Raw genomic sequence first — 14,403 nt, forward strand, 5'->3', positions numbered from 1 at the left:
CCCATATATCAGGCTCTGTCTGGTTTTCTACCCTGACCCCGCGTTCACCTGCTTCTTTGCACCCATCGCCCAGTCCTGCCCACCGATCGCCGCTACTCACAGAACGCGGCAGCCCCGCCTCTCGCGAGTGCGCACCACCCGGCCACCCGCTGTTCACCAGCCCAGTTCGTCGCAGCCCTGGTGGTCGGCCGGCTCGACCTGGAGGGTGGCGTGCGCGACGCCGTGCCGGCGGCGCAGGAGGTCGCGGGCCTGGTCCAGGACGGCGTGGTTGTCGCTGAGGTCGCCGGTGACGAGGTGGGCGGTGGCGACGTTCATGCCGGAGGTCAGGGTCCACAGATGCAGGTCGTGCACGTCGCGTACGCCCTCGATGGCCGCCAGGTCGTTCGCCACGGCGGCGGCGTCGATCCCCTCGGGCACGTGCTGGCCCAGGACCGCGAAGACCTGCCGGCCGAGCGAGATCGCCCGCACGGCGACGAACACGCCGATGCCCAGGGCGATGACGGTGTCCCAGAGCGCCTGCCCGGTGGCCGCGACCAGCCAGCCGGCCACGATGACGCCGACCGAGCCGGCGGTGTCGGCCACGACCTCGAGGTAGGCGCCCTTGACGTTCAGGCTCTCGCCCGCGCCGGCGCGCAGCAACAGCAGCGCGATCAGGTTCACCACCAGGCCGACGGCGCCCACGACGATCATCGGCCCGGAGGAGACCTCGGCGGGCCCGCCGATCCGGCCGATCGCCTCCAGCACGACGTACAGCGCCACGCCCAGCATCAGCACGACGGCCAGCAGCGACGCGAACACCTCCGCCCGGTACGAGCCGTAGCTGCGCCGGCCCGTGGTGTCGGGGCGGACGGCGATCCTGGTGGCGACCAGCGCCGCGCCGAGCGTGACCACGTCGGCGGCCATGTGGCCGGCGTCCGACAGCAGCGACAGCGAGCCCGACAGCAGGCCGAAGACCAGCTCCACCACGAAGAAGGCGCCGATCAGCACGAACGACACCGCCAGCCGCCAGCGGTGGCGGCTGCCCGCGTGCCCGTGGCCGTGCCCGTGCCCGGCGCCCATCAGGCGTTCCCCTCGCGCTCGGGGTGCAGCGCCTCGGTGTGCTCGGTGTGGGCCAGCGCGAGGTCGAGCAGCATGCGGACGTGCGGGTCCTCCAGCCGGTAGAAGGCCATCCGGCCGGAGCGGCGGGCGGCCACGATGCGGTGGGCGCGCAGCAGCCGCAGCGCGTGGGAGACGGCCGACTCGCTCTGGCCGGTCACCGCCGCCAGGTCGCACACGCACAACTCGCCGTCCAGCAGGGCCACCAGCAACCGCAGCCGGTTCGGGTCGGACAGCAGCCCGAAGACGTCGGCGGTGTCGGCCAGGTCGTCGGTGGCCGGCATCCGCTCCCGCACGGCGGCGACCCTGCCGGCGTCGACCACCCGGGTGGTACAGCTGTCCATGGCCAAAACTTTGTTATCTGAAGAGGTATTCATATGTACAACGATAGGGCCCCGTGATGACAGGCTGTCAAGGGCCCCACGCCTCTTCGTCAGCCTCCGGCGGGAACGGTCACGAGGTGCACGCCACGGGACTTGAAGGGCTCCAGGGCCTGGGGGGTGGCGGTCGTGTCGGTCACCAGGGTCCAGGTGTCGGGCATGCGGGCCCAGGCGTGGAAGGGCCTGCGCCCCAGCTTGGCGGCGTGCACGAGCAGGTAGACGTGCCGGGAGCGCTGCATCATCAGCTCCTTCATGCGCGTCTGCTGCAGGCTGGCCTCGCAGATGCCGTCCTCGGCCGTCACGCCGTCGGCCCCCAGGAAGACCCGGTCGAACGTCATCCGGCTCAGCGCCGCCTCCGCGAGCGGGCCGACGAAGCCCTGGCTCACCTGCCTCAGCGTGCCGCCGAGGCACTCCACGTGCACGCCCGTGGCGCCCACCAGCTCCTGGAGGGCGTTGAGGCCGGTGGTGGCGATCGTGAGGTCCGCCGCCGAACGCAGCTCGTGGGCCAGGGCGCCGGTGGTCGAGCCCGCGTCGAGCAGGATCGTCTCACCGGGGCGGATCTGCGCGGCGGCCCAGGCGGCGATCGCGCGCTTGGCCTCGAACGCCTCCCCGATGCGCTGCCGCAGCGACGCCTCCGGATGGGTGACGACCGCCATCGCGCCACCGTACGTGCGGGCCAGCAGGCCCGCCGCCTTCAGGTGGGCCAGGTCGCGGCGGATCGTGGAGGCGGTCACCCCGAGCTGGGCCGACAGCTCCTCGACACTGGCCAGCCCGGTGGTGGTGGCCAGGCGGACGATCTCGTCACGGCGAACCTGTGCTGCGCGGCCCATCGGCGTCCCTCTCCCCTCACACGCCCTGCGCGGACGACAGCTCGGCCGCCTGGCGGAGGGCCTCGATCATGCTACCCGCGTCGGCCACGCCCTTTCCCGCTATGTCGAACGCGGTGCCGTGGTCGACGGACGTCCTGATCACCGGCAGCCCGACGGTGATGTTGACGCCCGCCTCCAGGCCCAGGATCTTGACGGGGCCGTGGCCCTGGTCGTGGTACATGGCCACGATGAGGTCGTAGTCGCCCCGGCCCGCCAGGAAGAACGCCGTGTCGGCCGGGAGCGGGCCGTGCACGTCCATGCCCTCGGCGCGCAGCCGTTCGACCGCCGGGACGACCTTCTCCTCCTCCTCGCCGTACCCGAACAGGCCGTTCTCGCCCGCGTGCGGGTTGATGCCGCACACGCCGATCCTGGGCCGGTCGAGGCCGGAGCCGCGCATGGCGGCGTGCCCGCGCCGGATCGTCCGCTCCACCAGGCCGGGCTCGATGCGGGCGACCGCGTCGATGAGGCCGATGTGGGTGGTGACGTGGATGACCTTCACCTTGTGGGTGGAGAGCATCATCGACACCTCCTCCGTGCCGGTCAGGTGCGCGAGCAGCTCGGTGTGGCCGGGGTAGACGTGGCCGGCGGCGTGCAGGGCCTCCTTGTTCAGCGGGGCCGTGCAGATGGCCTGGACCTGGCCGGACATCGCCAGCTCCGCGGCCAGCCGTACGTACTCGTAGGCCGCGCCGCCCGCGACCGCCGACACCCGACCCCACGGCAGGTCCTCGGGCAGCAGGCCGGGATCGATGACGTTGACGCGGCCCGGCTCGAACGCGGCCTCGGCGACGCCGCCCACGGTCACCACCTCCGGCCGTACGCCGAGGCAGGCGGCGGCCTTGCGCAGGCGTCCCGCGTCACCGATGACGACGGGGCGGCAGAAGGTGGCGGTCTCGGGGGCGAGCAGGGCGCCGACGACGACCTCCGGGCCTACGCCGGAGCCGTCCCCCATGGTGAGGGCGATGAGAGGTGTGCTCATGTCAGCCTTTCGGGTGCGAGATGGGCGGCTATGCGGACGAGGCTGTCGCGGTCCCCGAAACTGCCCGGCCTGGTGACGACCGAGCGGCCTTCGGGGGTGAGGCAGTGGACGGCGCCGTGGTGGATCTGGGCCACGGGGGTCAGCTCGCGTACCTGGAGCGCGTCGAGGACCCGCCTGGCCGTCTCGCCGCCGGTGAGGACCAGGTCGGGGGCGGGGGTGTGGCCGGTGAGCGCGGCGCCTACGAGGTCGGCGAGCGTGGTCGCGGCGGTGGGTGGCGCCTGGCCGCTGATCGTCAGCACGACGGTCGCGGTGGCCGCGGTGGCCGCGGTGGTCTGGCCGAGGGCTTGGCGCAGGCGCTGTGCGAGGTGCGTGCGGTGGGCAGGGGTGGCGGCCAGGTCGGTTTCGGCGTCGAGGGTGATCGGGTGGGCGCCGTACGAGAGGAGCAGACGCGCCTGCTCGGCCGCCCCGGGCTCGGCGGTGCCGACGACGACCAGGAGGGGCCGGGTTTCGGTACGGCCAATGCCGCGGACTGCCGGGAGAAGAGCGCCCGTGCGAGGAATGGCCGGGGGAAGCGCATCCACGCGAGCCGTGATCGAGTGGTGCGTGCCCGAGTTGGGGATGATCGGGGACTGTGTGCCCGCGCGATCGGTGATCGGGGGCTGTGCGTCCGCGCGATCGGCGATCGGGGGCTGTGCGTCCATGCGCTCGGCGATCGGGGGCTGTGCGTCCAGGAAGCGGCCGAGGGCGGAGGCGAGGCCGCCCGCGCCGATGAAGCGGGCGCGGTGATCGGCCGCGAGTGCCGCGCTGACGATCGCGCCGAGGTCGGAGTCCGTTTCCGCGTCGCACACGGCGATCCGCCCGGCGGTCTGCGCCAGCGTCCGTACGAGGGTGTCATGGCCGGCGCGGACGGCGGCGAGCGGCACGATCGCGGACGGCACGCCACCCAGCGCATCGGTGACGGACGCCGGTGCGGGGCGACGCTCCACCTGCCAGGCGCGCGTTTCGCGCAAGGACAGGCCGCCGATGTACGCGACGCCACCGACGGTCACACGTCCGGCGGCCGGCAACGCCGGCGCGAACACGACGAGCGCGGGTGAGGGCAGGTGCGATGCCTGTGCCGGGCCGGCAGGCGCAAGAGAGGCCGAGGCATCGCGCACCCCGGCCTCGCCCACTGCCGCATCCCGCACCGCGACGTCACGCACTGCCACGTCGTGCGCGGTCACGTCGTGCGCGGTCACGTCGTGCGCGGTCACGTCGTGCGCGGTCACGTCGTGCGCGGTCACGTCGTGCGCGGTCACGTCGTGCGCGGTCACGTCGTGCGCGGTCACGTCGTGCGCGGTCACGTCGTGCACCGCAGCGTCTCTCACCGCCCCCTCGCGCACCACCGCATGGCAGGCCCCGCCCTCTCGCACGGGCGCGTCACGCACGGGCGCGTCACGCGCCGCAGCGCCCCGCCTCGCCGCATCGCGCCCCGCAGCGCTCCGCTCCGCCCCCTCGCACACCGCCCCCTCGCACACCGCCCCCTCGCACACCGCCCTCTCGCACACCGCCCCTTCGCGCACTACCGCATCGTGAGGTGCGCTCGCGTGGAGGGTTGCGGCGGCTGTGGCGGGCAGGTTGCCGCGGAGCAATGAGTCGATCTTGACGAAGACGCGCCGTTCCCCCGCGTGCCGCAACGCCTCCCGCACCAGCTCCCCGGCCTCCTCCCGGTACCGGCAGTCGAGATCGGCCACCACCACAGGCGCCGCGAACGCGTACGGCGGCCCGGAGAGCGCGATCCGCGCAGAACGAGCGGGCGCCATGAGCAACGCGGCCACCTCCGCCGCACCCGAGAGGTCATCGGCCAGGGCGAAGACGGAAGCCGATCGCACCCCCACCACACCTCCAAGCCCACAGATTTGCGCAAGACGCGCGACAAGCATTGCACGAAACGCGCACGTTCTGCCACAGTTGTCGGCGAGCGACCCGCGCGAGAGGAGCCCGCGATGAGCGCCGAGCCCGTGCTCGGAACCATGACGTTCGGCGACACCGTGGACCCCGCCACAGCCGCGCGGATGCTGGACCTCGCGCTCGACGCGGGCGTCACCGGCGTGGACACCGCCAACGGCTACGCGGGCGGCGCCGCCGAGGAGATCCTGGGCACGCTGCTGCGCGGCCGCAGGGACCGCGTGGTGCTGGCGACCAAGGCGGGCATCCCGCACCCGGACGCCGCCGGGCACGCGCCCCTGTCCCCCGCCGGGCTGCGGCTGGCGCTGGAGGGCAGCCTGCGGCGGCTCGGCACGGACCACGTGGACCTGTTCTACCTGCACCAGCCCGACCGGGCCACGCCGCTGGAGTCCACGCTGGCCACGGTCGCCGAGCTGATGGCGGAGGGCAAGATCGGCGAGCTGGGCGTGTCCAACTACGCGGCCTGGCAGATCGCGGGGATGAGCCCGCGCCCGGTGGTCGCCCAGCAGCTCTACAACCTGCTGGCGCGGCGGGTCGAGGACGAGTACGCCGAGTTCGCCGTCACCTCCGGGCTGCGCACGATGGTCTACAACCCGCTCGGCGGCGGCCTGCTGACCGGCCGGCACCGCTTCGACCAGACCCCGGCGACCGGCCGGTTCGGCGACTCGCGGCTGGCGGCGATGTACCGGGAGCGGTACTGGGACGCCGAGCTGTTCAAGGCGGTCGAGGCGCTCGGCTCGATCGCGCTGGAGGCCGGGCTGCCCCTGCCCGAGCTGTCGCTGCGCTGGCTGCTCGGCCGGCCGATGGTGAGTGCGGTGCTGCTCGGCGCCTCCAGCCCCGCCCAGCTGCGCGCGAACCTGGCCGCCCTGGCCGCGGGCCCGCTGCCCGCCGAGGTGGCCGCCGCCTGCGACACCGTGGGCGACGCGCTGCGCGGCCCGATGCCCGCCTACAACCGATGACGAGGAGACCCGAACCCATGATCGCAGCCGAGTTCGCCGCCAGGATCCGTGATCGCGAGCAGTGCGTGGGCTACTGGGTGGTGCTCGACGCGCCCGTCGCCACCGAGCGCCTGGCCAGGCTGGGGTACGACTACGTCGCGCTGGACGCCCAGCACGGCCTGATCGGCAACGCCGGGCTGCTGAGCAACCTCATGGCCATCGACGCGGGCGGCCGGTCGGTCGGGCTGGTCCGGGTCGAGTCGGCCGAGCCGGCGGCCATCGGCAGGGCGCTCGACTTCGGCGCGGGCGGCGTGATCGTGCCGCTGATCGACACCCCGGAGGACGCGGCCCGCGCGGTGTCGGCCGCCCGCTACCCGGCCGGGGGCCGCCGCTCGTACGGGCCGATGCGCTCCATGCTGCGCATCGGCCCGACGCCGGCGGAGGCCGACGAGAGCGTGCTGGTCCTGGCCATGATCGAGACGCCTGCCGGGCTGGCCAACCTCGACGCCATCTGCGCCGTGCCGGGCCTGGACGGCGTGTACGTCGGCCCCTCCGACCTGTGCCTGGCCGTGGGCGGCAGGTTCCCGAACGACCCGGAGGTGGCGGAGGTCTTCGAGGCGGCGCTGGAGCGGGTCCGCACGGCCGCCGCGCGGGCGGGCATCGCGGCCGGCATCCACAACCCCACCGGCGAGCAGGCCGCCCGCCGCCTGGCCGAGGGTTTCACGTTCGCCACGGTCGCCTCGGACCTGGTGCATCTGGAGCAGGCCGCCGCCGCGCACCTCAAGGCGGTCCAGGGCGCGTAGGCAGGCTCAGAATGGCGCGGTCCGCGTCAACGGGCACGCAGAAGTTGTTGATCGCGACGGGGACGGCAGGTAGCGTCCTTGCTTGGCGGGCCGCCGCCACCCCGTACAACGTGCACACCTCCGCGAGCAAGGTCACCATCCGCGAGGACGGCGCCCTCCCCGGCACCAAGCCCGGCTCCATCCCGCCGTCGCCACCCGCCACCACCGCGGCGGGGAAGGCCGGCGCGCCCGCCACCGCGGGGAAGGTGTTCTTCCTCGGCGCCGAGGGGCAGCCGCACTGGTGCACGGGCACCGCCGTGCACTCCCAGTACCGCAACACCGTGGCGACCGCGGCGCAGCGCGCGTACGACACCCAGCGCGACGGCTACGCGCTCGACAAGTGGGTCTTCGTGCCCGGTTACGCCGGTGGCGCGGCGTCGTCGGGCCTCTACGTCGGCAAGCAGCTCTTCTGTAGAGGTCGAAGTCGTAGTGCCCCGCGACTTCGACCGCGGCTACGCCTTCGTCACCGTGCACGAGGGCGTCGTCCCCTCCGCCGGCGGCGGCCTGGCGAACTCCGGCAGGCTGGGCGACAACGTCGGCGGCCAGGGCCTGGCCTGGAACCAGCCGGCGGTGGACACCACGGTCGACGTCCTCGGCTACCCGGCCGGTCCGCACCCCGGCGGCCACCGGCCGTAAACGGGCGAGACCCTTGAGACCTCCGGCGGACGTACCGCCGTCGCCGTGGCGCCCAGCCTGAAGGGCGAGGAGCTGCTCGCCGTGGACTCCCCGTTCACCGGTGAGGGCGCCCTCGACTCCTCCTGGCTGCTGCGCTTCGACAAGGCGAGCGGCGGGGGCTACCTGAACGGCGTGACGATCAGCGTCACCGACCTCGACGTGGACCTGCGGTACGACACGAGCCTGTCGCCGTACTTCGACGGCGAGACGCAGGCCGTCTACGCCGCCGCCAACGCGCACTGGAGCGGAGCCGTCCTGCCGGGGTGACCGGCCCGCCGCGCGAGCGAATGAAACCACCGCCGGAGTCCGGCGGTGGTTTCTCTTTTTGTCGCGCACGGCGCGGACGGTATTTCCCGGCGATAAATCCGCACGGCACGATTCAGCCTTTCGTCCCGTCTTCCGTAAATGCTAAATTGGAGAAGCTCTTGAAGGCAGCCCCAAGGCGTCGATCAATGGCGCGCTGGAAAGGTGTGCGACATGATCTCGGCGCCCATCGGCATTCCTTCGGCGTGGACTCATCGCGTGCGGCTGCTCACCTTCGCCTGCTCCTTCGTCCTTGCCGTCTGCGCCATCCTCCAGGGCTGGCTGGTCATCAACGACGAGACGGTGGAGGCCGCGTTACGCCTGGCCGGCAGGTCGGCGGCGGAGGCCTCGGACGAAGCGCCGGGCCTGGTGGCGCAGTTCCGCGCCGTCCTCGCGTATTACGCGGCGGGAAACTCCCTGGGCATGCTGGCGCTCCGCGGCGCGGCGTGGACGTTCTGGGCCACCCTCCTGATCAACCTCACCCAGGTCGCCGGCCCGCTGGGGTTGATTCCCGCCCACGTATATCGGGCGGCATTTCACCACTACGGGCCGGCCGGATTGTTGCCGACGGTCGTGCTCAGCGGCGGCGCGCTCGCCCTGAGCGTGACGCTCATTTCCCGCATCATTCCGTTGAGGGAAATCTGGGCCGATCTCAGGGCCGCCGGAATGAAGGGCTGAATCGCATTTCCCCGGCGAAATCTCTCACGGCGCGACCGGCTGGTCTCCACCGCTCGCCGCCGTCGTCGTGAGAGCCTGCGGGCGAGCATCACGCCGGACCGGCGCGGCAGGGACGAGCCAGGCCGCCACCGCCGCCACCGCCAGGATCGCGACCCCGGCCCACAGGGCCGCGCGCAGCCCGGAGACGAAGAGCGCCGGCGTGCCGTAACCGCCACCGGCCGCGAACACCCCGGCCAGGACGGCCACGCCCAGCACGATGCCGATCTGCCGCATCGCGTTGTTCACCCCGGCGGCCAGCCCTTCCTCCGAGGGCGCGACGAAGTCGAGCGGCTGCCGGGCCGCCACGGCGTAGAACAGGCCCATGCCGGCCCCCGCCACGACCATGCCGGGCCACAGCAGCGAGTACGGCACCGCCGGCGCCACCACGACGGCGAAGCACGCCAGCGCGGCCCCTTGCAGAATCGCGCTGGCCACCATCAGCCGCCTGACCCCGAACCGCTCGCCGAACACTCCGGCGAGCGGGGCCACCACGGCGGGCAGCAGCGTCCACGGTAACGTCCGCACGCCCGCGTCGAGCGGCCCGTAGGCCAGCACGAGCTGCAGGAACTGGGTCAGCAGGAACACCGCGCCGAGCATGCCGCCCTGCACCAGCGTCGAGACGACGTTGGACAGCGTGAACCCGCGACTGCGGAACAGGCGCGGCGGCAGGACGGGCTCGGCGGCCACGCGCTCCCACCACGCGAACGCCACCAGGACGGCCACGCCGGCCACGATAGGCGGCAGCACCTGGACGTGCGACCAGCCGAGCGTGACGCTGCGGATCAGCCCGAACACCACCCCGAACAGCCCCGCCATCATCAGCAGGATGCCCCGCACGTCGAGCCGCCGCTGCACCCGGCCGCCCTCGGCGAGCAGCAGCGCGGCCAGCGGCACGAGGACGAGCCCCACGGGCACATTGATCCAGAAGACGGCCTGCCACGACCCGTACTGGACGACGGCGCCGCCGATCCAGGGCCCGAGCGCGATGCCGAGCCCGACCATGCCGCCGAGGCCGGCGATCGCGGCGCCGCGCCGCTCCGGCCGCGTGGCGCTCACCAGGAGTGTCAGCGCCAGTGGAATGATCATCGCGGTGCCGAGCCCCTGGATCGCGCGGGCGAGCACGAGCAGGCCGATGGAGCCCGCCAGCGCGGCCCCCGCGGACGACCCGGTGAACAGCACCAGGCCCAGGACGAACACGCGTTTCCTGCCGTACCTGTCACCCAGCGCGGCGGCGGTCAGCAGGAAGACCGCGTAGCAGAGCGTGAAGACGTTGACCGTCCACTCCATGCTCTCCAGCGATGCGCCGAACTGCTCCCGGATCGTGGGCAGGGCCGTGGTGACGACGAGGGTGTCGAGCGCCGCCATGAAGCTGGCGGCCCCGGCGATCAGGAACGTGCGCAACTGCATCGCGGCCTCCCTGAATGTGGATAGCTAAACTTACCACTATCTATCCACTCGCGACAGACCAGGGATAGGCCGCGGCTTCCCCGAGGGCGTTGTACTTGTTGACCGCGTCGATCCGCGACACGGCGCCCAGCTTGTGGAAGATGTTGCGCAGGTGCCGCTTGACGGTGCCCTCCGTCACCGACAGGTGGGTGGCGATCTGGCGGTTGCTCATGGCGGCCGCCACGAGCGCGATGACCTCCTTCTCCCGCCTGGACAGCGGGCCCGCGTGGTCGGCGTCCAGGTTCGCGATCGTGCCGTGCGGGACGGTCAGCGTCACCTGCTCGCGGGCCCCCGCCACGCTCCGCAGTGATGCCACCAGATCCCGCCGCGTGATGCCCTTGTGCAGGTAGCAGCGCACCCCCGCCCTGATCATCTCCTGCACGATCCGAGCGTCGTCGTACATGCTGAGCACCGCCACGACCGAGCGCGGCGAGGCCTCCCGCAGCCGCCGCACGACCCCGCCCGGACTGCCGTGCGGCTTGTCGATGTCGATCAGGACGATGTCCGGCCTCGTCCTGGCGATCAGCGCGACCGAGGACTCGAAGTCCGCCGAGTCGGCCGTCACGCAGAAGTCGTCCTCCGCCAGCAGCACCTCTCCCAGGACCTCACGCAGCAGCGTGTGCTCGTCCACGATCACGATCCTGATCCCCGCCGGCCTGGGGAACCCCCCGTTCCATCCATGCGCTAACGATGGAGATTTTGTTCCCATTGCCCGTTCAGCCCACCGTTCCACAATTGGCAATTTGACTCAACGCGCCAGCTTCACAATGGAAGAATAGCCAAATCGTCATCGGCGAAGCAATACTTCGAATGTTATTCCAATATGAAGATTGTCGATATCTATATGTCCTCGGTGTTTCCAATGATGAAAGAGAGCCCGTCCACCTGCTCACCGGGTGGACGGGCTCAATTCGGGCCTAATTCCGGACAGCCGAATCGGGGACGTGGACCGGCGGCGTCAGCGGAACGACGCTCTGCTCGGGCTCGGGCATGCCGTGCCGCTCCCACCAGCGGGCCAGCGGCCTCGGCGACCACCACGCCCAGCGGCCCAGCAGTTTCATGGACGCCGGCACGAGCAGCCCGCGCACGACGGTGGCGTCGACGACGAGCGCCACCACCACCCCGACGCCGATCATCTTCAGCACGGTCACGTTCGTGATGACGAACGCGCCCACCACCACGCCCAGCAGCAGCGCGGCGGCCGTCACGATGCGGGCGGTGTGCTGCACGCCGACCGCCACGGACTCCACCGGGTCACGCGAGACCAGGTAGTGCTCGCGGATCCTGGCCAGCATGAAGACCTCGTAGTCCATGGCCAGGCCGAACGCGATCGCCGCGATCATGACGGGCATGTTGGCGTCGATGAACCCGGGCGCGGTGAACCCGAGCAGCCCCGACAGGAACCCGTCCTGGAAGATCAGCACCATCGCGCCGAACGCGGCCGACAGCGACAGCAGGTTCATCAGCACGGTCTTGATGGGCAGCGTGACCGATCCGAACGCCAGGAACAGCACCACGAACGTGACCACCGAGGTGATGAGCAACATCCACGGCAACCCGTTCGCGATCATGGTCAACATGTCCACGATCGCCGCAGGCCGGTTGGCGAACAGCGCGGTGGCGCCCGGCGGCGGCGGCTCGGCCCGCAGCTTCGTCACCACGTCCCTGATCTCCTGCCCGTAGGGCGACAGGGAGTAGCCCAGGGTGATCCGGGCGAGGTCACCCTCGGTGCCCGTCACCGCCGCGCGGTCGACGCCCTCGATCCGGTCGAGCCGCTGGGCGAACGCGTCGAGCTGGGCCCTGGCCTCCGGCGTGTCCGCGGGGCCGGGCATGCGCACGACCGTGCTGATCACCTTCGTGGGGTCGTACGGGAACTCCTCGGCGAGCTGCCTGGTCACCACGACGCTGTCGGTGTCGGCGGGCAGCGCCCACTCGGCCGGGCGGGTCCAGACCGCGCCCAGCAGCGGGACGCCGAGCGCGCCCAGCGCGAGGGTGATGCCCAGCACGACGGTGACCGGCCGCCGCATGACGCCGTGCGCCGTGCGGTACCACCTGGTGCCCTCGGTCTCCGGGCGGCGCCGCCCGAGCAGCGGGATGCGCAGCGAGTCGATGCGGCGGCCGGCCACCCGAAGCAGCGCGGGCAGCACGGTGAGCGCGCTGATCACGGCGAACAGCACGACGCTCACCCCGGCGTAGGCCAGCGAGGTCAGGAACCGGGACGGGAAGACGATCAGGCCGCCGAGCGTGACCGCGACCGTGATGCCGGAGACCGCGACGGTACGGCCGGCCGTGGCGGTCGCCCGTACGACGGCGTCCTCGACCTCGCGCCCGGCGGCCAGCTCCTCCCTGAACCTGTTGACGATCAGCAGCGCGTAGTCGGTGGCCAGCCCCAGCCCGAGGATCACCACCACGTTGATCGCGGCGGTGGACAGGTCCACCAGCCCGCCCACGATGCGCAGCACCACGAGCGACCCGACCGCCACCAGGACGGCGATGGCCAGCGGCAGCGCCGCCGCGACGAGGCTGCGGAAGACGATCAGGAGCAGGATGATCAGCAGCGGGAACGACAGCAGCTCCGCCCTGGCCAGGTCGCGGTTGCTGATCGCGTTGAACTGCTGGCCCACCGCGGTCAGCCCGCCGAAACGCTCGGTGAGGCCGGGCGCGTCGAACAGCGGCAGGATCCGGTTGTAGACGACGACCTGCTCCTCCTCGACGGCGCCGGGGAGCTGCAGGGCGAGGTAGGTCTTGTGCCGGTCGGCCGAGACGAAGTCGGCCGAGCCGGTGGAGTAGTAGCTCTCCACCCACTCGTAGGAGTCCTTGGGCAGCTTGGCGACGACCGCCTCGACCTGCGCCTTGAACCGCGGGTCGTCCACGTCCATGGCCTGGCTCTCGTACATGACCACGACGTCCGCGACGTGCCGGCCGAGCGTGCCGGCGAGCAGGCTGTTGGCCTGGGAGGACTCGCCATGGGGGTTGTCGAGCCCGGCGCCGCCGCCGAGGACGCCGCCCGCCCCCGAGCCCCAGACGCCGCCCAGGACGACGAACAGGATCGCGGCCATGAACACCCATGTTCGGCGCCTTGCTGCGAAGCGGCCGATGGTCGCAAACATCATCTCTCCCTCGACGAGGTGACTCGGATACCGATAGTAGAGCTTTCCACTATCGATGAACAAGTGGACGAGCCGCGAGCCCGCCGAGCAGGCCCCCGAGCAGCACGGTCAGCACGACAGTCCCCGCCCACATCTCCGGCGACCACCGCACCCCCGCCGCCAGGTGCAGCCCCACGAGCTGCCCCGCGCACACCAGCCCGGCGTACAGCGCGCCCGCCAGGGGCAGCCGCAGCGGCGCCGCCGCACCCCGTACGGTGTCGAGCCGCACCAGCAGCCCGTCGGCGAGGAGGGCGGCGGCCAGGGCGCCGGCGGCGACGGTGAGGTGCGGCTGCGGGAACTCGTTGATCACCATCAGCCGGATCGCCACGCCGAGCACCAGCGCGGTGCCGGCGAACATGGTGGCGCGCCGCCGGTGCATCATGAGCAGCGGGATCGTCACCAGCAGCGTGGTGACCAGGTAGCTGAAGACGCCCTGCACCACCAGGAACTCGTCCGGCGTGTCGATGATCCCGCCGTAGTCGCCCAGCACCGGCTCGTACGGCCGCGCCGGCGCGATCGTCATGATCGAGGCGCCGTAGTTGAGCAGCACCAGCATGCCCATCACCGCGAACGTCATGGAGGCCACGCCCGCCAGCGCGCGCGGGCCGCCCTCCCCCGAGGCCCACCAGGACCGCAGCGGGCTGGTGCCCAGGATGACGCCGCCGAGCGTGGCGACGATGTGGGTCGGGCTGAAGGACGGCAGCAGGCCGATCTCGATGCCGATCGTCTGGTGCCAGATCATGTCGCCGAACCCGCCGGCGAAGAAGATCAGCGCGCCGATCGCGCCCAGCCGGTAACCCTCGGGCCAGCCGTCGCGCCACCACTGCGGGTGGCGGTCGCGCCGCACGTACGCCAGCCGGAACGTCCAGGCGGCGGTCAGGCCGTAACCCAGGTAGAGGACAGCGTGGTAGGGGGTGAAGAACCCCTCCAGGGTGTCGATGACGTTCTTGTGGGCCCAGCCGTCGATGGCCAGCCCGGAGATCATGATGGTCCCGCAGAGGACGGTGACCAGGTCCTCGCGTACGCTCGCGCGCTCCCCGGTGGTGACGGCGGCGGTCGTCGTCAT

The 14,403-nt window shown here is 71.9% G+C and carries 15 protein-coding genes; 5 read left to right on the plus strand and 10 right to left on the minus strand.

Annotation, left to right across the window (positions count from 1 at the left end; genetic code table 11):
• Positions 1-153: 153 nt before the first annotated feature.
• The 5 genes from HD593_RS35275 to HD593_RS35295 all read right to left on the minus strand — a co-directional run bounded on the left by HD593_RS35275 (position 154) and on the right by HD593_RS35295 (position 5,191).
• Positions 154-1,059, minus strand: coding sequence for a cation diffusion facilitator family transporter (locus HD593_RS35275; RefSeq protein ID WP_185106254.1), 906 nt, complete (start codon positions 1,057-1,059; stop codon positions 154-156).
• Positions 1,059-1,439, minus strand: coding sequence for an ArsR/SmtB family transcription factor (locus HD593_RS35280; RefSeq protein ID WP_246546876.1), 381 nt, complete (start codon positions 1,437-1,439; stop codon positions 1,059-1,061). The genes HD593_RS35275 and HD593_RS35280 overlap by 1 nt, the downstream gene beginning before the upstream one ends.
• Positions 1,440-1,528: 89 nt before the next feature.
• Positions 1,529-2,305 (minus strand): DeoR/GlpR family DNA-binding transcription regulator, encoded by a 777-nt coding sequence (locus HD593_RS35285; protein ID WP_185106256.1) that lies wholly within the window; start codon positions 2,303-2,305, stop codon positions 1,529-1,531.
• A 16-nt stretch (positions 2,306-2,321) separates the two neighbouring features.
• Entirely contained in the window at positions 2,322-3,320 is a 999-nt protein-coding gene (gene pdxA / locus HD593_RS35290; RefSeq protein ID WP_185106257.1) for a 4-hydroxythreonine-4-phosphate dehydrogenase PdxA, read from the minus strand.
• Positions 3,317-5,191 carry a four-carbon acid sugar kinase family protein gene (locus HD593_RS35295; protein WP_185106258.1) on the minus strand — a complete coding sequence of 625 codons (1,875 nt, stop codon included), beginning with the start codon at positions 5,189-5,191 and terminating at the stop codon, positions 3,317-3,319. Before HD593_RS35295 ends, pdxA begins: the two co-directional genes overlap by 4 nt.
• A 114-nt stretch (positions 5,192-5,305) precedes the next feature.
• On the opposite strand from HD593_RS35295, the gene HD593_RS35300 reads away from it, so the two are divergent.
• Together HD593_RS35300 and HD593_RS35305 are read left to right on the plus strand one after the other, a co-directional pair.
• Positions 5,306-6,226 carry an aldo/keto reductase gene (locus HD593_RS35300; protein ID WP_185106259.1) on the plus strand — a complete coding sequence of 307 codons (921 nt, stop codon included), beginning with the start codon at positions 5,306-5,308 and terminating at the stop codon, positions 6,224-6,226.
• Positions 6,227-6,243: 17 nt separating this feature from the next.
• Positions 6,244-7,008: an HpcH/HpaI aldolase family protein gene (locus HD593_RS35305; protein WP_185106260.1), complete on the plus strand. Its 765-nt coding sequence runs from the start codon at positions 6,244-6,246 to the stop codon at positions 7,006-7,008.
• Here HD593_RS35305 and HD593_RS35310 read toward each other — a convergent pair.
• A complete protein-coding gene (locus HD593_RS35310; RefSeq protein ID WP_185106261.1) occupies positions 6,986-7,360 on the minus strand; it encodes a hypothetical protein in 375 nt (124 codons plus the stop codon). The genes HD593_RS35305 and HD593_RS35310 overlap by 23 nt on opposite strands.
• A 116-nt stretch (positions 7,361-7,476) precedes the next feature.
• Between HD593_RS35310 and HD593_RS35315 the strand changes: the two genes are divergently transcribed.
• The 3 genes from HD593_RS35315 to HD593_RS35325 all read left to right on the plus strand — a co-directional run bounded on the left by HD593_RS35315 (position 7,477) and on the right by HD593_RS35325 (position 8,703).
• On the plus strand, positions 7,477-7,683 hold the full coding sequence (locus tag HD593_RS35315) for a hypothetical protein (RefSeq protein ID WP_185106262.1): 207 nt from the start codon (positions 7,477-7,479) through the stop codon (positions 7,681-7,683).
• A gap of 45 nt (positions 7,684-7,728) precedes the next feature.
• Positions 7,729-7,989, plus strand: coding sequence for a hypothetical protein (locus HD593_RS35320; RefSeq protein WP_185106263.1), 261 nt, complete (start codon positions 7,729-7,731; stop codon positions 7,987-7,989).
• A 210-nt stretch (positions 7,990-8,199) separates the two neighbouring features.
• Complete coding sequence (locus HD593_RS35325; protein ID WP_185106264.1) at positions 8,200-8,703, plus strand: hypothetical protein; 504 nt, start codon at positions 8,200-8,202, stop codon at positions 8,701-8,703.
• Positions 8,704-8,727: 24 nt separating this feature from the next.
• Here the strand turns inward: HD593_RS35325 and HD593_RS35330 are convergent, their stop codons facing one another.
• The 4 genes from HD593_RS35330 to HD593_RS35345 form a co-directional block, all read right to left on the minus strand.
• A complete protein-coding gene (locus tag HD593_RS35330) occupies positions 8,728-10,149 on the minus strand; it encodes an MFS transporter (RefSeq protein WP_185106265.1) in 1,422 nt (473 codons plus the stop codon).
• Between the two features lie 40 nt (positions 10,150-10,189).
• Positions 10,190-10,819, minus strand: coding sequence for a LuxR C-terminal-related transcriptional regulator (locus HD593_RS35335; RefSeq protein WP_221525157.1), 630 nt, complete (start codon positions 10,817-10,819; stop codon positions 10,190-10,192).
• A gap of 286 nt (positions 10,820-11,105) precedes the next feature.
• Positions 11,106-13,247 (minus strand): MMPL family transporter, encoded by a 2,142-nt coding sequence (locus tag HD593_RS35340; protein ID WP_221525158.1) that lies wholly within the window; start codon positions 13,245-13,247, stop codon positions 11,106-11,108.
• Positions 13,248-13,347: 100 nt separating this feature from the next.
• Positions 13,348-14,403: a hypothetical protein gene (locus HD593_RS35345; protein ID WP_185106268.1), complete on the minus strand. Its 1,056-nt coding sequence runs from the start codon at positions 14,401-14,403 to the stop codon at positions 13,348-13,350.

The sequence above is a fragment of the Nonomuraea rubra genome (genome assembly GCF_014207985.1).
Lineage (GTDB): Bacteria > Actinomycetota > Actinomycetes > Streptosporangiales > Streptosporangiaceae > Nonomuraea > Nonomuraea rubra.